Annotated in this window: 21 protein-coding genes, 1 tRNA gene and 1 pseudogene; 9 read left to right on the forward strand and 14 right to left on the reverse strand. The window is 53.1% G+C overall.

The features are described 5' to 3' along the window. Both P1U71_RS03160 and P1U71_RS03165 read right to left on the reverse strand, forming a co-directional pair. Positions 1-683 (reverse strand): annotated as a pseudogene (locus tag P1U71_RS03160) (IS6 family transposase); the annotation flags it as partial. Positions 684-937: 254 nt separating this feature from the next. Next, a tRNA-Ser gene (locus P1U71_RS03165) sits at positions 938-1,027 on the reverse strand. A 195-nt stretch (positions 1,028-1,222) separates the two neighbouring features. Here P1U71_RS03165 and P1U71_RS03170 point away from each other — a divergent pair. Beyond that, positions 1,223-1,540 (forward strand): hypothetical protein, encoded by a 318-nt coding sequence (locus P1U71_RS03170; protein WP_301104099.1) that lies wholly within the window; start codon positions 1,223-1,225, stop codon positions 1,538-1,540. Here the strand turns inward: P1U71_RS03170 and lepA are convergent. From lepA to rpmI, 6 genes are all read right to left on the reverse strand, one after another. Continuing rightward, positions 1,537-3,339: a translation elongation factor 4 gene (gene lepA / locus P1U71_RS03175; protein WP_301104100.1), complete on the reverse strand. Its 1,803-nt coding sequence runs from the start codon at positions 3,337-3,339 to the stop codon at positions 1,537-1,539. The genes P1U71_RS03170 and lepA overlap by 4 nt on opposite strands. A 64-nt stretch (positions 3,340-3,403) precedes the next feature. Beyond that, on the reverse strand, positions 3,404-3,853 hold the full coding sequence (locus P1U71_RS03180) for a PaaI family thioesterase (protein WP_301104101.1): 450 nt from the start codon (positions 3,851-3,853) through the stop codon (positions 3,404-3,406). A 69-nt stretch (positions 3,854-3,922) separates the two neighbouring features. After that, complete coding sequence (gene pheT, locus P1U71_RS03185; protein WP_301104102.1) at positions 3,923-6,325, reverse strand: phenylalanine--tRNA ligase subunit beta; 2,403 nt, start codon at positions 6,323-6,325, stop codon at positions 3,923-3,925. Next, complete coding sequence (gene pheS, locus P1U71_RS03190) at positions 6,322-7,398, reverse strand: phenylalanine--tRNA ligase subunit alpha (protein WP_301104103.1); 1,077 nt, start codon at positions 7,396-7,398, stop codon at positions 6,322-6,324. Before pheS ends, pheT begins: the two co-directional genes overlap by 4 nt. 91 nt (positions 7,399-7,489) lie before the next feature. Next, on the reverse strand, positions 7,490-7,852 hold the full coding sequence (gene rplT, locus P1U71_RS03195; protein WP_301104104.1) for a 50S ribosomal protein L20: 363 nt from the start codon (positions 7,850-7,852) through the stop codon (positions 7,490-7,492). Positions 7,853-7,864: 12 nt separating this feature from the next. Then, positions 7,865-8,062 (reverse strand): 50S ribosomal protein L35, encoded by a 198-nt coding sequence (rpmI, locus tag P1U71_RS03200; RefSeq protein ID WP_293949632.1) that lies wholly within the window; start codon positions 8,060-8,062, stop codon positions 7,865-7,867. A gap of 223 nt (positions 8,063-8,285) precedes the next feature. Here rpmI and P1U71_RS03205 point away from each other — a divergent pair, with 223 nt between their 5' ends. Beyond that, entirely contained in the window at positions 8,286-9,299 is a 1,014-nt protein-coding gene (locus P1U71_RS03205) for a hypothetical protein (RefSeq protein ID WP_301104105.1), read from the forward strand. Positions 9,300-9,381: 82 nt separating this feature from the next. Here P1U71_RS03205 and infC read toward each other — a convergent pair whose 3' ends face one another. The 3 genes from infC to P1U71_RS03220 form a co-directional block, all read right to left on the reverse strand. Beyond that, complete coding sequence (gene infC, locus P1U71_RS03210) at positions 9,382-9,918, reverse strand: translation initiation factor IF-3 (protein WP_301104191.1); 537 nt, start codon at positions 9,916-9,918, stop codon at positions 9,382-9,384. A 115-nt stretch (positions 9,919-10,033) separates the two neighbouring features. After that, complete coding sequence (gene thrS / locus P1U71_RS03215; protein ID WP_301104106.1) at positions 10,034-11,965, reverse strand: threonine--tRNA ligase; 1,932 nt, start codon at positions 11,963-11,965, stop codon at positions 10,034-10,036. Positions 11,966-12,111: 146 nt separating this feature from the next. After that, entirely contained in the window at positions 12,112-13,287 is a 1,176-nt protein-coding gene (locus P1U71_RS03220; protein WP_301104107.1) for a glycosyltransferase family 4 protein, read from the reverse strand. 31 nt (positions 13,288-13,318) lie between these two features. Here P1U71_RS03220 and P1U71_RS03225 point away from each other — a divergent pair, with 31 nt between their 5' ends. After that, positions 13,319-14,077 (forward strand): alpha/beta hydrolase, encoded by a 759-nt coding sequence (locus P1U71_RS03225; protein WP_301104108.1) that lies wholly within the window; start codon positions 13,319-13,321, stop codon positions 14,075-14,077. A 330-nt stretch (positions 14,078-14,407) separates the two neighbouring features. Here the strand turns inward: P1U71_RS03225 and P1U71_RS17965 are convergent, their stop codons facing one another. After that, positions 14,408-14,617 carry a DUF2842 domain-containing protein gene (locus P1U71_RS17965; RefSeq protein WP_367281107.1) on the reverse strand — a complete coding sequence of 70 codons (210 nt, stop codon included), beginning with the start codon at positions 14,615-14,617 and terminating at the stop codon, positions 14,408-14,410. Positions 14,618-14,887: 270 nt separating this feature from the next. Between P1U71_RS17965 and P1U71_RS03235 the strand changes: the two genes are divergently transcribed. The 5 genes from P1U71_RS03235 (at position 14,888) to P1U71_RS03255 (ending at position 17,618) form a co-directional block, all read left to right on the forward strand. Then, positions 14,888-15,382 carry a polymer-forming cytoskeletal protein gene (locus tag P1U71_RS03235; RefSeq protein ID WP_301104110.1) on the forward strand — a complete coding sequence of 165 codons (495 nt, stop codon included), beginning with the start codon at positions 14,888-14,890 and terminating at the stop codon, positions 15,380-15,382. Between the two features lie 167 nt (positions 15,383-15,549). After that, on the forward strand, positions 15,550-16,083 hold the full coding sequence (locus tag P1U71_RS03240) for a sigma-70 family RNA polymerase sigma factor (protein ID WP_301104192.1): 534 nt from the start codon (positions 15,550-15,552) through the stop codon (positions 16,081-16,083). Continuing rightward, the gene (locus tag P1U71_RS03245) at positions 16,080-16,532 is read left to right on the forward strand and encodes a hypothetical protein (protein WP_301104111.1); all 453 of its coding nucleotides are present in this window, start codon (positions 16,080-16,082) and stop codon (positions 16,530-16,532) included. The genes P1U71_RS03240 and P1U71_RS03245 overlap by 4 nt, the downstream gene beginning before the upstream one ends. Next, a complete protein-coding gene (locus P1U71_RS03250) occupies positions 16,519-16,998 on the forward strand; it encodes a periplasmic heavy metal sensor (protein WP_301104112.1) in 480 nt (159 codons plus the stop codon). The genes P1U71_RS03245 and P1U71_RS03250 overlap by 14 nt, the downstream gene beginning before the upstream one ends. Then, positions 16,995-17,618, forward strand: a complete 624-nt coding sequence (locus P1U71_RS03255; protein WP_301104113.1) for a DUF938 domain-containing protein — start codon at positions 16,995-16,997, stop codon at positions 17,616-17,618. Before P1U71_RS03250 ends, P1U71_RS03255 begins: the two co-directional genes overlap by 4 nt. Before the next feature lie 101 nt (positions 17,619-17,719). On the opposite strand, the gene groL is transcribed toward P1U71_RS03255, so the two are convergent. Together groL and P1U71_RS03265 are read right to left on the reverse strand one after the other, a co-directional pair. Then, positions 17,720-19,369 carry a chaperonin GroEL gene (groL, locus tag P1U71_RS03260; RefSeq protein WP_301104114.1) on the reverse strand — a complete coding sequence of 550 codons (1,650 nt, stop codon included), beginning with the start codon at positions 19,367-19,369 and terminating at the stop codon, positions 17,720-17,722. A 30-nt stretch (positions 19,370-19,399) separates the two neighbouring features. Next, a complete protein-coding gene (locus P1U71_RS03265; RefSeq protein ID WP_301104115.1) occupies positions 19,400-19,687 on the reverse strand; it encodes a co-chaperone GroES in 288 nt (95 codons plus the stop codon). Positions 19,688-19,990: 303 nt separating this feature from the next. Between P1U71_RS03265 and argS the strand changes: the two genes are divergently transcribed. After that, positions 19,991-21,760 (forward strand): arginine--tRNA ligase, encoded by a 1,770-nt coding sequence (argS, locus tag P1U71_RS03270; RefSeq protein ID WP_301104116.1) that lies wholly within the window; start codon positions 19,991-19,993, stop codon positions 21,758-21,760. Positions 21,761-21,769 lie beyond the last annotated feature (9 nt).

A 21,769-nucleotide genomic window follows, 5' to 3' on the forward strand; every position in this document is an offset into this window, starting at 1 on the left:
GCCAGTGCCCCATTTCTCTGAAGCTTGAATGTTTCTCGGTTGGTTAGGTGGCGCTCATGGTTGAAGTGGTTATGGACTGATGCGTGGATTGAGACAAATTTCTGCAGACTTCGCATGCGCCTGAATTTCAGCATCGCCTGTTCTCGTCAGCGGAACGGGAGATAGGAGTTTTCACAACGATTGTTCAACCAGCGTCCGACATCTTGTACTGTTTCATTACCAATGATTTTCATGGCAGCACAGTAAGACCGCAATCTGTCCGTAGCTATTTCCTATGAATTTCCGTACCGTTTCATAAGCTTCTTAAGAAACACCAGGGCTGCCTTGCGGTCGCGGCGCCGAGAAACATAGGCTTCCAGTACTTCACCCTCATGATCGACGGCTCGCCACCGGTAATGTGTCTTGTCATTGGTCTTCACAAATACTTCGTCCAGGTGCCATCGCCAGTTGGAGTGATTCCGGGAAGAAGGATGAAGTCGTTTCTTTCGGATCTCGCGCGCAAACAGGGGGCCAAATCTATTCCACCAATAGCGGACTGTTTCATGGCAAATATCGATGCCTCGTTCATGAAGAAGGTCTTCGACATTTCGCAGAGAAAGCGGAAATCTGACGTACATCATCACAGCCAGGCGGATGATCTCAGGTGACGTTTTGAAATAGCGGAAGGGGTTCTTTTTTGTCATGCGCGGAAATTAGTCGACGTGCAAATAGCCATCAAGTAATTTTCTTCTGACAGTGCCTGACCAAGTCATAGCATGCACCAAAAAATCACGCGCCAGAACAAAAAAAGAATGGGGGGGAAAGAACTCAAATCGTAAAGAATGAATTAGAAAACTTTAGGTATTATATCGCAGTTTTTTTTGGGGGGCTGATTGGGGGACTGATGACCACTAAATCAACCTAAATTATTGTTTTTACTGTATATTTTACAAATAAATGGCGGAGGGAGGGGGATTCGAACCCCCGATACGGTTCCCCGTATACACACTTTCCAGGCGTGCGCCTTCAGCCACTCGGCCACCCCTCCGCAGGATGCGCCCCCTGTACAACCGAAGACGCGCGGCGAATATACTTGAGAGGCGAGAGAATGCAAGGGGGCAAACTGTATCAAACCGAATTAAATTACGCCGCGATGACATTCCGGTGAAGAGCTGAGAGAAGCTTTGAACTCCCCACAATTTATCCGTAACATACCCCCGTCAAACATGGAGTGGACGATAAAGTGATCATTGGACGTATTTTCGGCTGGATCCTGACCGGCAGCGCCTTTCTGGTGCTGGGTCATGATCTTCTGCAATATCTGGATAGCGAAACCTGGCATTCCATCCTGCTCGGGGAACTCTGGTTCATGATCAACCCCGAAGGGCTGAACCTGACTCAGGCCATTATCCAGCGTTATATATCCCCGACGCTGTGGGATCCGGTGATCCTGAACTTTCTTTTGTGGCCCGCCTGGCTGGTCTTTCTGGTGTCCGGTCTGTTACTGCTTGTGCTTTTCCGCAAAAGACGGAAGGCGGAAGGACGCTTTCTGCCTTCCTAGTCGTCACCCATTTTAAGCGCGGCCAGAAAAGCTTCCTGCGGAATATCGACATTGCCGACGGAGCGCATCCGCTTCTTGCCCTTCTTCTGCTTTTCCAGAAGCTTTTTCTTGCGGGTGATATCGCCACCGTAGCATTTCGCCGTCACATCTTTGCGGAGCGCAGAGATCGTCTCGCGCGCCACCACCTTGCCGCCAATGGCTGCCTGCAGTGCGATCTTGAAGAGTTGGCGCGGGATAAGGTCCTTCAACCGCTCACAGAGCTGCCGGCCGCGCGCCTCCGCCTGATCGCGATGCACAATCATCGCAAGCGCATCAACCGGCTCTGAGTTCACAAGAATGGAGAGCTTCACAAGATCACTCTCGATATAGCTGTCCATTTCATAGTCAAAGCTGGCATACCCGCGCGTTACCGATTTAAGCCGGTCATAGAAATCGAACACAACCTCGTTGAGGGGTAGCTTATAGACCACCATTGCCCGACTGCCCGCGTAGGTGAGATCGGCCTGCGCACCGCGCTTGTCCTCACAAAGCTTCAGGACCTGCCCGAGATATTCATCGGGCACCATGATCGTCGCCTTGATCCAGGGTTCCTCAATCCGGTCAATCTGCATCACGTCCGGCATATCTGCCGGGTTATGCATTTCAACCAGCGTACCGTTGCGCATATAGAGATGGTAGACAACGGACGGAGCGGTGGTAATCAGATCAAGATCAAACTCCCGCTCCAACCGCTCCTGAATGATTTCAAGATGCAGGAGACCAAGGAAGCCACAACGAAAACCAAACCCCAAGGCGGCGGAGGTTTCCGCTTCGAATGAAAAGCTGGCGTCATTCAGGCGCAGCCGACCAAGGCTTGACTTGAGCTCCGTAAAGTCTGCGGCATCAATCGGGAAAAGGCCGCAGAAAACGACCGGCTGGTTCGGCTTGAACCCGGGCAGCGGCTCTGTCGCGGGTTTCCGTTCATCCGTGATGGTGTCCCCGACCTTCGTATCTGCGACTTCCTTGATCGCCGCCGTCATGAAGCCGATTTCACCGGGGCCGAGTTCATCCACCACCAGGCCCTTCGGCGTGAAAACGCCGACACGGTCGACAAGATAGCTCGCGCCTGTCTCCATCATGCGGATTTTCTGACCCTTCTTGATGACGCCTTCGCGCACCCGGAACAGGACCACAACACCAAGATAGGCATCATACCAACTATCAATCAGCAGGGCCCGCAGCGGCGCGTTGCGATCACCTATAGGCGGCGGAATATGGGCAACCACCGCCTCCAGTACTTCATCTACGCCTTTGCCGGTTTTCGCGGAAATCGGAATTGCGCCGCTGGCGTCAATGCCAATGACTTCCTCGATCTGCTCAACCACGCGGTCAACATCAGCGGCGGGCAAATCAACCTTGTTCAGAACCGGGATAATCTCGTGATTGACTTCAATCGCCTGATACACATTTGCCAGTGTTTGTGCCTCAACCCCTTGGCTGGCATCGACGACAAGGACCGACCCTTCGCAGGCGGATAGCGACCGGTTCACCTCATAGGCGAAGTCCACATGGCCCGGCGTATCGATCAGGTTGAGGGTATAGGTCTCACCATCCTTGGCATTGTAGAGAAGGCGCACTGTCTGCGCCTTGATGGTGATGCCCCGTTCGCGCTCGATATCCATGCTATCCAGCACCTGCTGATGCATCTCGCGATCATCAAGCCCGCCGCACATCTGGATCAAGCGATCCGCGAGAGTCGACTTCCCATGGTCGATATGGGCGATGATCGAGAAATTACGAATTTTATCGAGGTCGGTCATAGATGCACTTTTAATTCTGGAGTTCTGATCTTCCAACTAGCAGGTTTGCGGGTAAATACAATTGCTAACTTTCCTGAGGCAGGAAGACATCGGAATAACTCCCCTTATCCGATGGGATTTTCATAATCCCGGAGCCACTGAAAGCGTTCTTGCCGTCTGCGGTCAGGATGCAGGTAGCGAACATCAAATTGCGGGTTTGCTTGATAAGCTCGGTGCGCCCTTCAAGCCAGGCACCTTCTGACACCGGAGACACAAAATCGCAGGACATCTGGATCGTCGGGATAAATTTGCGCACATCCGATGCCGCCTGCGCCCCGACGCCAAGCTGCATATCGGCGAAATACATCAATAGGCCGCCGTGACAAATGCCGCCGATGTTACAATGTTTCTCCTCAACCCGGAGGCCGAGATAGGCCGCGTCTTCTGTCCTTTTAATCCACAACGGTCCGGTTAGCTCGACAAAGCCGACATGCCCCTCGAATTTCTTAAACCCTTCCGGTATCTTTAGTGTCATTCCTTCTTCTCCAGAAACAGAACAAGGGGAGCAAATGATGCTCCCCTTTATATCCGAGCTTAGTTCGAGCTATTGCCGTAAGCTGCCACCCGTTGCTTTCTCAATACTACCGATAACCTTCGCTGCCACGGCATCGATTTCCTCTTCCGTCAGCGTTTTGTCTGTTGGCTGAAGGCGAACGGAAAGGGCGACGGATTTCCGGCCCGCTGTAATCCGATCCCCTTGATAGACATCGAAAATTGACACTTCTGTGATCAGCTTCTTGTCACTGCCGCGTGCTGCGCGGATAATCGCATCCGCAGACACATCCGCGTCCACTTCGAAGGCAAAATCACGCTCGACAAACTGGTAATCAGAAACGACCAACGGTGGCCTTGCCGTTTCTATCGACTTCGGAAGCGGTATATTGTCGAGATAAATCTCAAAGCCCACGATGGGGCCCTTCACCTTCATGGCCTCCAGAACGCGGGGATGAATTTCCCCAAAAGAAGCAAGCCGGTTCTTCGGACCAAGTTGCATCACGCCGGACCGTCCGGGATGATACCATTCCGGCGCACCCGTCACGACCTGAACGGAGCCCGCCGGTCCGCCCACAGCCTCCAGCAGGGCAAGAGCATCCGCCTTCGCATCATACGCATCAAACTTGCGCCCACTGCCAGCCCAGTGGCGCGATGATGTTTGCCCACCGCGAATACCGCCGGCAACCATTATCTGCCCGTCCGGCTGATCGGAATGATACTCCGATCCCACCTCGAAAAGGGAAATATCCGCGAAACCGCGCGCATGGTTACGTCCCGCTGCCGCAATCAGATTTGGCAGCAGGGATGGTCGCATGGCATCCAGGTCGGCACTGATCGGGTTGACGAGAACAATCTCATCCGGAACGCCACCGAACAGGTCCGCATGGACCCGTGGCAGGAACGACCAGGTCACCGCCTCCATCATACCGCGATCCGCCAGCGCGCGCTTCGCGATCCGGACCCGACGCTGTTGTGCATTCACCGCCGGTTTTGCAACCGCATTCTCCGTCGGCAGGGCGACTGGCTCGATATTGTCATAGCCATGCATCCGGAGGACTTCCTCCACCAGATCAGCCTCACCATCCACATCCATGCGCCAGGACGGCACTGTCGTCTTGATCACCTCACCGGATTCTTCAGGCGCAAACCCCAGCTTATCCAGGATCATCACCATCTCCTCGACAGGGATTTCAATTCCGCCAAGTTCCTTGACGCGGGCTTTACGAAGCTCAACTGACTTCTGCCAATCCGGGCCGTTACCCGCGATTACAACTTCGCTGGGTTCCCCGCCGCACAATTCCATAACGAGGCGCGTCGCAATTTCCATTGCCGGTTCGACAAAGGCCGGGTCGACACCGCGTTCGAAGCGATAGCGCGCATCGGATTCAATGCCAAGCTTGCGCCCGGTCGTCGCGATACTGATTGGATCAAACAGCGCCGCCTCTATAAAGACATTTGTTGTCTCTTCAGAGCAGCCGCTCAACTCCCCGCCCATAATACCGCCGATGCCTAACGCGTTTGCATCATCAGCAATGACACAGGCATCTCCGTCCAGCTTGTATTCCTCGCCGTCGAGCGCGAGCACGGTTTCGCCAGCGGTCGCGAGGCGCGCCTGAATATCACCCTTCACCTTGTCCGCATCGAACACATGAAGCGGACGGCCCAGATCGAAGGTGACAAGGTTCGTGATATCGACCAGCGCCGAAATAGGCCGCAGTCCAATTGCTCGCAATTTATCCTGTAGCCATTTCGGGCTCGGGCCATTCTTGACGCTGCGCACATACCGCCCCGCAAATTTGGAGCAAGGTAGCGGATCAGCATTCTGAAAATTGAGGTTAACCCCAATCGGGCTTTTAAATTTTCCGTCAATTGAACTGGTATCCAGTGATTTGAGCGTACCGAAACCACTCGCGGCGAGATCGCGTGCGATACCATAGACACCAAGTGCATCCTGATGATTGGGCGTAATGGCGATTTCCACAACCGGATCATCCAGACCGGCAAGCGCCGCGAAAGACGCTCCAACCTTCGTATCCTCTGGCATTTCAATAATGCCGTCATGCTCATCGGAGAGGCCCATTTCCCGTTCGGAAACCAGCATGCCATTGCTTTCGACGCCGCGAATTTTTGTCGGCTTCAGCCAGAGATCCGTACCCGGCACATAGGACCCGGAAGGGGCAAACACACCCTTCATCCCGGTACGCGCATTCGGCGCGCCGCAGACAACCTGGACCACTTCTTCGCCCGTATCGACCTTGCAGACACGCAGGCGGTCCGCATCGGGATGCTGAACAGCCTCAATCACATGGGCAACCCGGAAAACGGCCAGCTCTTTTGCGCGATCGGTGATTTCCTCAACTTCAAGGCCGATTGCCGTCAAACGGTCGGACAACTCCTCCAACGAGGCGTCATATTCAAGATGTTCTTTCAGCCAGGATACCGTGAATTTCATCGTGACAACCCTCCCCCCAGCGTCGGGACATCCAGCGGGACAAATCCATAATGTTTAAGCCAGCGCAAATCTGAATCAAAGAAAGCCCGCAAATCCGGGATGCCGTATTTCAGCATGGCAATCCGGTCAATGCCCATGCCCCAGGCAAACCCCTGATACTCCGCCGGATCAAGGCCACAATGCGCCAGCACCCGCGGGTTGACCATGCCGCAACCGAGAATTTCCAGCCAGTCGTCGCCCTCCCCGACCTTCACATGGTCGCCGGCGAATGTGCAGCGGATATCCATCTCCGCCGATGGCTCGGTGAAGGGGAAATAGGACGGGCGGAACCGCATAGTGACTTCATCCAGCTCGAAAAACGACTTGCAGAATTCCGCCAACACGCCCTTCAGATGTCCCATATGGCTCGTCTTGTCGATGACCAGTCCTTCGATCTGGTGGAACATGGGGGTATGGGTCTGATCGGAATCGCTGCGGAAGGTCCTGCCCGGCACGACGATGCGATGCGGTGGTTTCTTCGACATCATGGTGCGAATTTGCACTGTGGAGGTATGGGTCCTGAGGAGCTGTCGCGAGCCATCCTCTTTCTCCGGCAGATAGAAGGTATCATGCATTTGCCGGGCCGGATGCTCCGGCGGGATATTCAGCGCCGTAAAGTTATTGAAATCATTTTCAATATCCGGGCCTTCTGCAACATCGAAACCCATACCGGCGAAAATCTCGGTAATCTCGTCCATCACCTGGCTAATCGGGTGAATCCGGCCTGTCGTTTCCGGTCGCACAGGCAAGGTGATATCGATCCGTTCCTCCGCCAGCTTTGCATCCAGCGCCGCTGCATGAAGCGCCGCCTTGGCGTTTTCAATCGCCTCACCGACCGTATTCTTCAACTTGTTGAGCTTCGGTGCAACCGTCTGTCGCTCCGCCGGGTCCATCTGCCCAAGGCCGCGCATCATCAGGCTGACGCTGCCCTTCTTGCCAAGCGCGGAAATCCGTAATGATTCCAACGCGTCCAGATCGCTCATTTCATCGATCTGCGTCAGCAATTCCTGTTCAAGCTTTTCAATATCCTGCATCACAACTCGCAATAAAAAAGGGGCCACAAACTGGGCCCCCTTTTAATAAAGTGGTCTACGAAAATGTCTAGGTTTTCGAGGGCCCGGATTATCAGGCTTTGGCGGCAGCCTGCTGTGCTGCATCAACCAATGCCTTGAAGGCCTCAGGCTCGCGTACGGCAATATCAGCAAGAACCTTGCGGTCCACTTCAATGCCAGCCAGCTTGAGGCCGTGCATAAAGTTTCCGTAAGTCATGCCCTGCTCGCGCGAGGCTGCGTTGATACGCTGGATCCACAGGCTGCGGAAATTCCGTTTCTTGGTCCGGCGATCCCGGTAAGCGTACTGACCAGCTTTTTCAACAGCCTGTACCGCCGCGCGGAAGGTATTTTTACGGCGGCCATAGTAACCTTTGGCTGCCTTGATAACTTTTCTGTGGCGTGCGTGCGTCGTGACGCCGCGTTTGACACGTGCCATGGATCTCTCTCCTTAGCCGTAAGGCATAAATTTTTTGACGATGCGGGCATCCTGATCAGCAAGAATGGTCGTGCCACGCTGATTACGGATCTGTTTGTTGGTTCGCTTGATCATACCATGCTGTTTGCCAGCCTGGTTGGCGCGAACCTTCCCGGACGCGGTGAGAGAGAAACGTTTTTTCACGCTACTCTTGGTTTTTAACTTGGGCATTTCTGGCTTCCTCTAAATTACCGTTGAAGCGATTGAGCAAACTCGGCAGCCCCAATTGGCCGGAATGCTCAGCGAAGCGAGGGTTATACCTTTGCTTTGTGCCAAATTCAAGCCCTTTGAACGGCTTTATTTCCGCGAGTGTCACAAATGAGTTTCCCCATCGTCTCCCTTGCGTTCAGGCGGTCTTTCAAGGCCACAGAATTAACAGCAACGCGAGGTGAAAATGAGGACTATTATTGCGAAATTCAGCTTCCATGCGACTATTGTCGGGCTAGCCTTCCTTATGCTGGTCGGCGCAACCAGCAACAAGGCGGTCGCTCAATCGGCGGAGGCATTCTCGTTCCTCGCCATTTCCGACATGCCCTATACGGCGCAGGAGGATTACACCCTGCGTCAGCGTACGCGCCCCGCGATTGAGGCCAGCAACCTTCCCTTTGTTGTCTTCATGGGGGATTTCAAGAACGCCAAGCTTCCCTGCTCTGCCGCGCTTCTGACCCGGCGGCGCGATCAAATTCTGGGGCTGCATCCGGGGCGCGTCTTCTACACACCGGGGGACAATGACTGGACGGACTGCGATCGTCGGCAAATCCGCCAGCGATTTTCTGAGTTGGACCGCCTCGACCTGCTGCGCCGCCTTTTCTACAGCAAGCCAATGGAACTGCCGCCGCAATGGCTTTTTGCACGACAATCGCTCTTCCCCGAGAATATGCGCTGGATATACAACAATGTGCTGTTTGCGACAGTGCATCTGGTTTCCACCAACAACGGACGTGATGAAATCCTGCTTGATGATGCTCATCTCGCCTTGACACTCACCGACGCACGGGACAGAGCGAACCTGATCTGGCTGGACAGCGCTTTCGCGGAGGCAGCAAGAATCGGGGCCGCCGCCATTGTCATCGCAACCCAGGCCGATGTAACTCGTCATAAATATCAAGCGCCCTGCACAACGCAAGTCCGTCAGAAATGCAACGCCTTCGCTGCAATCAGCCTACGCCTGAGGTATTTGTCGGCGAAATTCGCAAAGCCCGTTCTTCTGATGCATGGGGATACCAACCCCTATTGTCTGGATAAGGGGTTTGGTGGGTCCGCGGCCCCCAAGCTTTGGCGCTTTAACTCGACGGGAGACTACTCATTCGTGGATGCAGCGAAAATCACGGTCGATCCCGTACATGCAAAAACGCCCTTTTCCTTCACATCCCTCACGCAGAATATTGCTCCGAAATCCGGCTGCTAGATTCTCACCAAAATAAAAGCCTGCAACGTCCTCTGACGAATTGCAGGCTTTTGAACATAATTCCAGAGGCGATTTGCCAGTGTTATTTCGTCGGCGCGATAACCATCGTCATCTGACGACCTTCCATTTTCGGATGCTGTTCGACTTTCGCCAACTCCTCCGTCTCATCACGAACTTTATGCAGCAGTTTCATGCCGAGCTCCTGATGGGCCATTTCCCGGCCACGGAAGCGCATCGTGACCTTTACCTTATCGCCAGTTTCCAAAAACTTGTTCACCGCCCGCATCTTGACGTCATAGTCATGCTGGTCGATGTTCGGTCGCATCTTGATTTCCTTGATTTCGAAGGTTTTCTGCTTTTTGCGGGCCTTCGCGGCTTTTTTCTGTGCCTCAAACCGGGCGCGTCCGAAATCCATAAGCTTGCAAACGGGCGTTTCTCCCGGGGAAACCTCCACCAGATCCAATCCTGCCTCGTCGGCCAAACCCATCGCAGCCTGAATGGAAACCAAACCGATATTATCACCTTCGTCGTTGATCAAACGTACATTGGAGACATTGATATCTTCGTTGGTGCGCGGACCTTCCTTTGTCGGAACCGTATTTCTTTGTGGGCGAGCTATTTACTTTCTCCTTGAATAGTTGATCCAATTCCCTTCCTCCTAGAAGGGTTTAGACATGATATTTTATATTTTTTAATGCTTTATTGCCACAGCTAGTTTTAGTGTCCGATGCAAATCATTGTCCGGGTACCTTTGCTTCCTCGACAAGCGCAGCAATCGCCTCTTCAAGCAGCAGCACTTTTTGGTGCTTTTCTCCCAACCGACGGACCGAGATTGTTTTCTCCTCTGCCTCGCGTTTTCCGGCAACCAGCAGGGCTGGCACCTTCGCAAGGCTGTGCTCACGGACTTTGTAATTGATTTTCTCGTTCCGAAGATCAAGGCTCGCGCGAATCCCATTCGCTTTAAGGGCCGCCAAAACCTCGCGTGCGTAGTCATCCGCATCGTCAGTAATAGTGGCAACCACGACCTGCTCCGGCGCGAGCCAAAGCGGGAAGCGTCCCGCATACTCCTCGATCAGAATACCGATAAACCGCTCCATCGAGCCAAAAATAGCCCGGTGCAACATAACCGGGCGATGCTTCGCGCCGTCCTCGCCAATATAGTTGGCGTTCAACCGCTCAGGCAGCACGAAATCGACCTGCAAAGTACCACACTGCCAGTCCCGACCAATGGCGTCGGTCAGCACAAATTCCAGCTTCGGGCCATAGAAAGCACCTTCTCCGGGGTTCATACTGTAAGCGATATTGGTCGCCTCGATCGCCTCACGAAGGGCGCCCTCCGCTTTATCCCAGATAGCGTCCTCTCCGGCGCGGACTTCCGGGCGATCAGAAAATTTGACCTTCACCTCGGTGAAGCCGAAGTCCTTGTATATCTCCAGAAGCAGTTCACAGAAAATCTCGGTTTCCGACATGATCTGATCTTCGGTGCAGAAGATGTGCGCATCATCCTGCGTAAAGCCACGAACGCGCATAATGCCATGCAGCGCTCCGGACGGCTCATATCGGTGGCAGGAACCAAACTCCGCCATCCGGAGCGGCAGATCCCGATAGCTGGTGATCCCCTGATTGAAAATCTGGACATGGCAGGGGCAGTTCATCGGTTTAAGAGCAAAAGTCCGCTCTTCCGATTCGGTGGTATACATATGCTCCCCGAATTTTTCCCAATGCCCCGAGGCTTCCCATAGCTTACGATCGACAAGCTGCGGCGTCTTCACTTCCTTGTAGTCGGCAATCTCCAACTTATGGCGAATATAGTTTTCCAGCGTGCGGTAGAGGGTCCAGCCCTTTTCATGCCAGAATACCATACCAACGGCCTCTTCCTGCAAATGAAAGAGATCCATTTCACGGCCAAGCTTGCGGTGATCACGTCGCTCAGCCTCTTCCAGCCGATGGAGGTAAGCCTTGAGTTCCTTCTCGTTCCGCCAGGCGGTGCCATAAATCCGCTGCAGCATCTCATTTCGGGAATCGCCGCGCCAGTAGGCGCCCGCCAGCTTCATCAGCTTGAAGGCATGGCCAAGCTTCTTCGTCGATGGCAGATGCGGCCCTCGGCATAAATCCTGAAAATCACCCTGGCGATAAATGCCGATTGGCTGGTCTTCGGGAATCGCGTGGATGATGTCCGCCTTGTAATGCTCACCAGCATTCTTGAAGAAATCGACGGCCTCGCTGCGGGACCATTCCTCCCGGGTAATTTCCTCATCCCGGTCGACGATCTCATGCATCCGCTTTTCGATCTTTTCAAGATCGTCCGGCGTAAACGGCTCCTTGCGGGCAAAATCATAGTAAAATCCGTCCTCAATCGACGGGCCGATCGTAACCTGGGTTTCCGGATAAAGCTCCTTCACGGCCTCAGCCATCACATGTGCGGCGTCATGACGCAAAAGTTCCAACACTTCCTTGTCTTCATCGCGCGAGGTGACAATCTCAACGGCTGTATCCTGATCAAGAATCATTTTCAGGTCCTTCATCTCGCCGTTAATTCTTAGGGCGAGAGCCGCCTTTGCGAGACCCGGTCCGATATCCTGCGCCAACTCTGCGCCTGAAACCGGATTGTCGAAAGCCCGTTTGCTCCCATCGGGGAGCGTAATTTCTACTTGTCCGTTACCCATTAAATACCATCCATTCCATGACCGGCCCCGAGCAACACCCTGCCCTGGGTCCGTGATCATGCCGGGAATGTAGAAAACTGGCGGGTCATGTCAAGCGATAGACGCTCTCAGCGGTGAATTAGCGTGGCATGCGTTGTATTTAGAAGCTATCTGATGCCAAGAATATCTTCATATAGCGCTATCGTGGCACCACACATATGCTCAATGGCGAAATGAGCCATGACATGCTCCCGCGCCTTGATCGCGACCGCCTCTCTATCTTCCGAGGACAGATCTATCGCCTCTGCCAGCGCCGCCGCCATTTCATCAATATCGCCGACCGGCACCAGCCAGCCCGTTTCTCTATCGATAATCGTCTCCATAGAGCCGCCATGCGCCGTCGCGATGACCGGCCGGCCCATGGCCTGCGCCTCCACGGCGATACGGCCGAACCCTTCGGGTACTGTCGTCGCGGACACCACCACATCGGACAGCATCAACGCCACCGCCATATCATCGCAATGGCCCTTGATCTGGACCCTGCCTTCAAGGCCGTGGGATCTCACGAGGGTATTCAGCTCAGCGCAATAGGCCTCCCGCCCGTCCGTGCTGCCCACAAGAAGCGCCAGAAATTCGCGGTCCTTGATCCGTGCCAGGGCGTCGATAAAGGTTCTATGCCCCTTCAACCGCGTCAGGCGCCCCGGCAACATGACGACAGGCACCCCATCCGGCAGGCCCCAGCTTCTTGCCATATCGATGATGCGCTCCGCATGGATGGCAGCAGGATTGAATTTACGACAGTCCACCCCGCGCGGGATGATCACGACCTTCTCAGGCGCAATATCATAGTTTTTAAGGATATGATCTGCGATAAAATCCGATATCGCGATTACTTTCTCCCCCTTCGTCATGATCGCATTATAGGCATTCTTCAGGAAGCCCCCGCGATTATAGGCCGCATGAAATGTCGTAACAAAATGAGCGCCTGTCTTTTTTGCCGCGAAATAAGCGCTCCACGCCGGGGCCCGGCTGCGCGCGTGGATGATATCAACGTCAAACTCCCGGACAATTGCCGCAAGCCGCGAAATATTTCGCTGCATTACAAAGGGGTTCTTGGAGGCCGCAGGAAGGGTAATATGGCGTACGCCGATCCGCTTGAGTTCATGAGTCATAATACCGCCAGAGGAGGCAACAATCGGCGTCCAGCCTTTCTCCTTCAACGCCGAGGCCATCTCAATCGTGCCGCGCTCCACACCGCCGCCGTTTAAACTTGGCAGGATTTGTAAAACTGTCGGATGACGGCTTTCGTTCATCGATGAAGGAGTGCTATGCTCAGGGTCCATATTGCTCATCAACGGTTATTGTTACTCTCAAATGACGACGACAGACACACCTAGTATGCTGGCCCGACCCGACGGTCAATCCCTTGCGTATCATCACACGGCAGGCTTCTCACCCGGTGTGATATTTTGTTCGGGATTTATGTCCGATATGGAGGGGACCAAGGCAACCGCACTCGAGAAAGCAATGACCTCCCTCCACCGTAGCTATACACGATTTGATTATCTTGGGCACGGGCAATCAACCGGCAACTTCACCGAAGGCACAATCAGCCGCTGGACCGATGATGCGCTGGCGATACTGGATGATTGCACGGCGGGGCCGCAGATCATTGTCGGGTCGTCCATGGGGGGATGGATCGGCTTGCGCATGGCGCTGCTGCGCCCGGAACGCATTGCCGGCTTCGTCGGTATCGCCGCGGCACCGGATTTCACAGCCCGCATGTGGGACGACATGCCGCAGGAGGGGAAGGACGCGATCAGCGCGAACGGGTTCTGGGAACAGCCGTCCGAATATTCCGACGAGCCCTATGTCATCACCAAGAAGCTGCTGGATGACGGCCCGCGCAATTTTCTTCTGGAGGGCCCGATAGATGTGAGCTGTCCTGTCCATCTGCTACAGGGAATGAAGGATGACAGCGTGCCCTGGGAAACCGCCCTCAAAATCCAGGAGGCGCTTGTCAGTGAAGATGTCACCGTGTCGTTAATTAAAAACGGCGATCATCGCCTCTCCGAGCCGGACGATATTACCCGTCTGGTCCTTGCAACCGAGCGAATAGGCAATATGTTGTAATTTATCGGAAAATTACCGCAAACTGCCGTAAAACGGTCATATTTTTCAGCTATTAGGTAACCATCGTTCATGTCATCAATCGATGGCTAACTTACTGTATTGTAATGATATTTTTAGTTACTGACGATTCGGCCCGAACGGCAAGAGTCGAGCATGAAAAAAGAGTGATATTCATCACTGGAAATTAATAAAAAAAGCACCAAATAGGGTGTATAGCTTAGTACAGACGCTATCAAAACTTTTGCTGATCCTTGGGAAAGTCCCCCTCTCCCATTGAAAGGCAATGTAAAGCCGGATCGATCCCCCCTCTCGATCCGGCTTTTTTTATGCCTACTCTTCCGGATCCACTGGTGTCTGCATCCATCTGATAATTTTCGCGGCGGGAAAAATCCAGATGACGCCTGCAATCGGATAGAAGATCAACTCCACCAGCTTGTTTTCCGGCAGAAATCGAGTGGCAATAAAAACGCAGATCACGCAGTAAATTCCTAAAAGGAATAGCAATCCGGCCAGACCTATTATTTTTCGAGAAGACGTCATAATTCCACAAATTTACGGTTTTCATTTCGCCGGATATGTTAAAGTCAATGGCATCCAGCATAAGCCAAGAACAGATGGGTATTGCCATACTTTTGACAAAATACCAACGCATGCCGGACATTATTCTATGGCCAACTCCGGCATATTACGACGTTAGTACTATTGGGGAAAAATATGTTTCAAAAGAAACCGAAATTAACCGATACACCTGAAACCGATAAGGATACTTCTACTCCTTCTGAACAGAAACTTGAAAGCAGAGTAAAACCGATGACGACAACTGGTGGAACAAGAAGCTTTGGCATTGATAACAGCGCCCGCACGAAACCTGCCCCCTATGGCGCGGCAGCGGAGACAAAGAAAGAGGGCAGCAAGCTTCATGTCGGCGCAGATATTCACTTAAAGGGTGAGATTACCGCCTGTGACCGCCTGATTGTTGAAGGAAAAGTCGAAGCATCGATGACCAGTAAGGAAATCGAAATCAGCGAAAGCGGAATGTTCAACGGCACCGTTGATATCGATACAGCCGACATTTCCGGCAAGTTCGATGGCACAATGAAGGCCCGTAAACGTCTGGTCATCCGCAAAACCGGCTGTGTGACCGGCACAATCAGCTACGGCGAGATTGAGATTGAGCCAGGCGGAGAGATCGGCGGCAGCATGCAGAAGATTGCTGGCGAGCAGCCGAATCTGCTGACCGCAATGGAAAAAGACAAAGGCAAAACAGAAGAGAGCGAAACCAAAGCCGAGAAAGAATCGGTCTAGCCGCCAACCTGTTTTTCGACACTTAATCGTTCGTGTAATTTCTTGCGACGGATTTAGTCCCGCCCTCCGTTTAACATATAGTTGTGGCGGGCGGCGGACTGCCGTTCCTGAGGAACCGTCAGGTGATAATGCATAAATCGAGCGAGATTGAAAAAGACGCAAAGCTTATGCAGGAAGTCGCTGGCGGGAATGCTTCTGCAAGCCGAATGGTTGCCGATCTTTATCTGGATCGGTCATATCGTCTGGCGTTGCGCATCCTGGGGGACAAAAGCCTTGCCGAAGATATGGCCCAGGAAGCCTTCATCAAGCTTTGGAAGCAAGCGCCGAAGTGGCAAGCCAAAGCACAGATCAAAACCTGGCTACATCGCGTCACACATAATTTATGTGTCGATTATTTACGCGCGCAAAAGCGGTATAGTGATGAAGAAGTCCCGGATATGGAAGATCCAAAGCCAGATGTTTTGCAAATGAAGGCTCAGCAGCAACTTGGCGACAAAGTCAATGAAGCGCTGCAAAAGCTCCCGGTCCGGCAACGGATTGCAATTTCGCTGGTACATTATGAGGAATGTGGAAATATAGAGGCGGCGGCCACTATGAAAATTTCCGTCGATGCGCTTGAATCACTGCTCGCACGGGGACGTCGCAAATTGAAAGAATTACTGGTACCCGCCCGGCGGTTGATGGAAGGAGAGGAGAAATGAGTAAAGACCTGTCGGCAGAACTTGAGCGGTTCAAAGCAGTGGTGGAAACCTATGGCGCCCGCGAAACCGCCTGGCCGGTGGAAGACCTTCCCATGATGGAAAGATTGCTTTCTTCTTCGGACGTGGCCCGCAGTCTGCTGCGCCAGGAGCAGAAATTCGATCAGCTCCTCCAGGATCTTTCACAACCTGTGAATCATTCATCCGATTTGCTGGGCCGTGTCTTGGTAAATGCCGAGGAAGTTAATCCCGGCCCATTCCTCAAGAGCCTTTGGCCCTTCGGATCGATCTGGCAACCGGCCGCCGGAATGGCGGTTGCGGCCTGCCTTGGCATTCTGATCGGATTCGCGAGCCCTAACATCCTCTCCAACGGCGATGATTATGCGCTCAATGATACTTTTTTCAGCGGCGGCACCATGAGTGATTTGGAAATTGATTATGAAAACCTCTAGGCAGAAACTCCTTTCCGCAGCGCTTATCCTGTCGGTGGCAATCAATATCATCATCGGCGGCTTTGTCATCACACAGTGGATCGACCACGGGCCGGGAAAGCGGCATGGCGACAGATTCCATTTTGACCGCCGTGCGGCGGTTACCGTCCTTGATGAACGCCAGCAAGAAGAACTTGAGGATTTATGGAAGGAACGCCGGAAGAATATCCGCCCTTACTTCAAGGAATTTCGCGACTATCGCGAAAAGCTGGCGGAGCTGTATAGCGCCGAGGAGCTGGATCTCGTTGCCATAAACCAAACCTATGCCGACATGACCGCAAAGCAGCTTCAGATCGAGAGCTATATGCAGGCCTCCATGCTGGAGCTTGCCAAATCACTTCCTGATGACAAACGCGCCGCATTTTTCAAAGAAGGTTTTCAATCGCAAAAGAAAAGATTCAAATCTGAAAAAGAAGATCAAAAATGACAGATCGGCGGCAATTCTCACCCGCAACGGAGCGAAACCGGGAACCAATTCTGAAGACGCTGAAAGGCTGGTTACCGGCAAGCGGGACGGTTCTGGAAGTCGCGAGCGGGAGCGGCGAACATGCCGTCTTTTTCGCGCCCAAAGTCAAACCACTTATCTGGCAAACCAGCAATTATGACGCCGAACAGATCGACAGCGCCATGGACTGGCTTGCCCATAGTCCGTCGAACAACTTGGTGCCGCCAGTCAAGCTTGATGTGACGGAGACCAAATGGCCAGTTGAAGCGGCCAACTATCAAAGCGCACCTGTCACCGCCATTTTCAATGCCAACATGATCCATATTTCCCCCTGGCAAACCTGCGAAGGGTTGATGGCGGGCGCAGGCCGGATACTGCCTGCAAGCGGACGCCTTTTTCTCTATGGTCCTTTTAAATTCAAGGGGCAACATACGGCCATCAGCAACGAAAGGTTTGACGAGTGGCTTAAATCTCTCGATCCCGAATATGGCGTAAGAGACATGGAGGCTGTGCTGGATGAAGCTTCAAAGAATGGCCTTCGGCATATCATCGCAAGGCCCATGCCCTCGAATAACTTTTTTCACCTGTTTGAGAAGATCTGAATCCTAAGACTACGGTCGATCCTTGTTGAAATCACCTGGCCACAAAAAAGGGCTGCCCCGAAAGGCAGCCCAATTTTTTGGTCGTATGAGAAGGGCCGGACTTAGAAGCCCATACCACCCATACCGCCCATGCCACCCATATCAGGCATAGCAGGTGCGCCACCGGAGTCTTTTGCCGGCAGATCAGCAATCATCGCTTCCGTCGTGATCAGCAAGCTGGCGATCGACGCAGCATCTTCCAATGCAGCGCGGACAACCTTGGCCGGATCGATAACACCGTCTTTAGGCAAATCAGTGTATTTGCCTGTCTGGGCATTAAATCCGAAGGTTGCACTTTTCTGTTCCAGCAGTTTGCCAACAACAACGGCCCCATCGGAACCCGCGTTCTCAGCGATCTGACGGCAAGGAGCCTGAAGAGCACGACGAACGATCTTGATACCAACATTCTGCTCTTCATTGTCACCCGTAAGGCCTTCCAGAGCGCGCGATGCGTAAAGCAGCGCAACACCACCACCGGCAACGATGCCTTCTTCAACAGCCGCGCGGGTTGCGTGAAGCGCGTCATCAACGCGGTCTTTACGTTCCTTCACTTCTGTTTCCGTTGCACCGCCAACCTTGATCACGGCAACACCACCGGCCAGCTTGGCAAGACGTTCCTGAAGTTTTTCGCGGTCATAGTCAGATGATGTTTCTTCGACCTGAGCGCGAATCTGGTTGCAACGGCCTTCGATATCGGCCTTTTCGCCAGCGCCATCAATGATGGTGGTTTCTTCCTTGGAGATGGAAACGGATTTAGCCGTACCCAGCATATCAAGACCAACATTCTCCAGCTTGATGCCCAGATCATCAGAGATCACCTGGCCACCGGTCAGGATTGCAATGTCTTCAAGCATTGCCTTGCGGCGATCGCCAAAGCCCGGAGCCTTAACAGCTGCGATTTTCAGGCCGCCACGAAGCTTGTTGACAACGAGAGTTGCAAGAGCCTCGCCTTCGATGTCTTCTGCAATGATGAGAAGCGGCTTACCAGCCTGAACAACAGCTTCGAGAAGCGGCAGCATTGGCTGCAGGTTGGTCAGTTTCTTTTCGTGAAGCAGAATGTAAGGGTTGTCCATATCGGCAACCATTTTTTCCGCGTTGGTCACGAAGTAAGGAGAGAGGTAACCACGGTCGAACTGCATACCTTCAACAACGTCAAGCTCGGTTGCGAGGCCTTTGGCTTCTTCAACAGTGATGACACCTTCATTGCCGACGCGCTGCATGGCTTCGGAAATGATGCTACCGATTTCTGCTTCGCCGTTTGCGGAAATCGTGCCGACCTGAGCAATTTCTTCCTGACCAGAAACCGGCTTTGACATTTCTTTGATAGATTCAACAGCCTTCGCGACAGCAAGATCGATACCGCGTTTCAGGTCCATTGGGTTCATCGCGGCGGCAACAGCCTTCAGGCCTTCCTGAATGATGGACTGAGCCAGAACGGTTGCGGTTGTCGTACCATCACCGGCGATGTCGTTGGTCTTGGAAGCAACTTCCTTGACCATCTGTGCGCCCATATTTTCAAACTTGTCTTCAAGTTCGATTTCCTTGGCAACAGTTACACCATCCTTGGTAATACGCGGAGAACCAAAAGATTTGTCGATAACGACATTACGGCCTTTGGGGCCGAGTGTTACTTTCACTGCATCTGCCAGGATGTTGACACCCTTGAGCATACGCCGACGGGCGTCTGTATTAAATTTGACTTCTTTTGCCATGTCTTTATTCCTCAATCACAAATGTGTTGATTAGGCCAAAATGCCCATGATGTCTGATTCTTTCATGATCAAGACGTCTTCACCGTCAACCTTGATCTCGGTTCCGGACCATTTACCGAAAACAACCTTGTCGCCGACTTTTACGTCGAGCGGACGGACAGTGCCGTCTTCTGCGATGGCACCATTGCCAACGGCCAGAACGTCACCTTCGGAAGGTTTTTCCTGTGCGCTGTCTACAAGAATAATGCCGCCAGCTGATTTTTCTTCAGCTTCGATGCGCTTGACCAATACGCGATCATGCAATGGACGAAATTTCATTAAAGTCTCCCTCATCTTTGGATAAGTAACGTTTTAATCATTGTTAGCACTCTGTCCTAACGAGTGCTAACAAATTCGTTTTGGATGTAATGAAATACCCGCCAATTGTCAAGGGAGGGGAGAAAATTCCTTATGAAATTCAGGTGCAAAACGGATATTTCGACCGTTCAACGGCTCTTACTCCCCAAATTCCTTGGCCCCGTCCTGATTTTCCATTAGATAGAGCGTCATTGCTTGCCCCGCAGATAAGAAAGCGGCGACGTATATACAAGTGAAGATTCAAAATAGGGCCAGGAAATTTCTGTGACAACATCACTTCTCAATCAACTAAGTCAAATCGTCGGGCAGGCCTTTTCAAACATTGGCATAGAGAGTTCTTTTGGCAAGGCGTCCCCATCGCAGCGCCGGGAACTTGGGCAGTTTCAGTGCAATGGTGCCCTTGCCGCCGCAAAGCAGGTCGGCCGCAATCCTCGGGAAATAGCGCAGGAAGTCGTTGCCGAGCTAGAGAAAACCGGGCTTTTTATTGAGCTGACCCTTGCCGGACCTGGCTTTATTAATATGCGTCTGAACGATGACTTCCTTCTTGGACATATCAGCGACCTGGCCGAGGATACGCATTTCGGCTGCCGCAGCGAACATGACTCACAGAAGGTGATTCTTGATTACGGGGGGCCGAATGTCGCCAAGGCAATGCATGTCGGCCATTTGCGCGCCACCATCATTGGCGAGAGCCTCCGGCGCCTACGCGAATTTCTGGGCGACGATGTGATTAGCGATGTACATTTTGGCGATTGGGGCCTCCCCATGGGACTGCTCATCAAGGAGATTGAGTTAGAGCAACCGGGCCTCCCCTATTTCGACGCCAGCTTCACTGGCCCCTATCCGGACACCTCTCCCGTCACGGTCGAACAATTACAGGAACTCTATCCCGCTGCGTCCGCCCGATCGAAGGAAGACCCTGCCTTTCTTGAAAGCGCCCGTATTGCCACCTTCGATCTACAGAAGGGCCGCGTCGGCTATCATGCGCTCTGGCAGCATATGCGCGATATCTCAATCACAGAAACCCGCACCGACTTCGATCTTTTGGGCGCCCAGTTCACGGAATGGAACGGCGAAGCGGATACCAATGATCATATCCCGGAAATGATGGTCCGACTGAAGCAAGAAGGGTACGCACAAATTTCCGAGGGAGCTGTTGTTGTCGATGTGGCGGAAGCGGACGACAAGAAAACGATGCCACCGCTTATTCTTGAAAAATCGGATGGCGCCGTGATGTATGGCACGACAGATCTCGCCACCATCGAGATACGGCGGGAGCAGCATGACCCCGATGCCATTCTTTATGTGGTGGATGCCCGGCAAAGTCTCCATTTCGAACAGGTCTTCCGCGCCGCTCGCAAGTGCCACAGCATAAAACCTGAGTGTCATCTGGAGCATATTGGCTTCGGCACGGTCAACGGCAAGGATGGCAAACCGCTCAAAACCCGGGACGGCGGGGTGGTACGCCTGCGCAGCCTGATCGAGGATGCGATAGAGGAAGCCCGAAAAACCGTGACAGAATCGGGCATGTCGGAAAGGTTCGACGTCACGGAGCTCGACGATATCGCCACGAAGGTCGGGATTGCCGCCATCAAATATGCGGATCTGTCCAATCAGCGCATGTCGAACTATGTTTTCGACTTGGAAAGGTTCACTAAGTTTGAAGGGCGCACCGGCCCCTATCAGATGTATGCCGCCGTGCGTATTAAATCCATGCTCCGCAAGGCCAAGGAACAGGGCATGAGCGAAGGCCGCCTGATTGCCACGCATGATGCGGAGCGGAATTTGATGCTGGCACTCGCGGCGCTACCGGAAGCCGTGAAAGGAGCCGCGGAAAAGAATGCACCGAATATTCTCTGCGACCATGTCTATAGCCTGAGCCAGGAATTCAACGCCTTCTATCATGAATGCCAAGTGTTGGGCGAGCCGGACGCTGCAATCCGCGCGTCCCGTCTCCAGATTTGCACCATAACCCTTCGACAGATGGAGCAGGTGCTTTATATTCTGGGTATTGACGTGCCGGAGCGGATGTAAAGAATTTTA

This window comes from Sneathiella sp. (genome assembly GCF_029233945.1).
Lineage (GTDB): Bacteria > Pseudomonadota > Alphaproteobacteria > Sneathiellales > Sneathiellaceae > Sneathiella.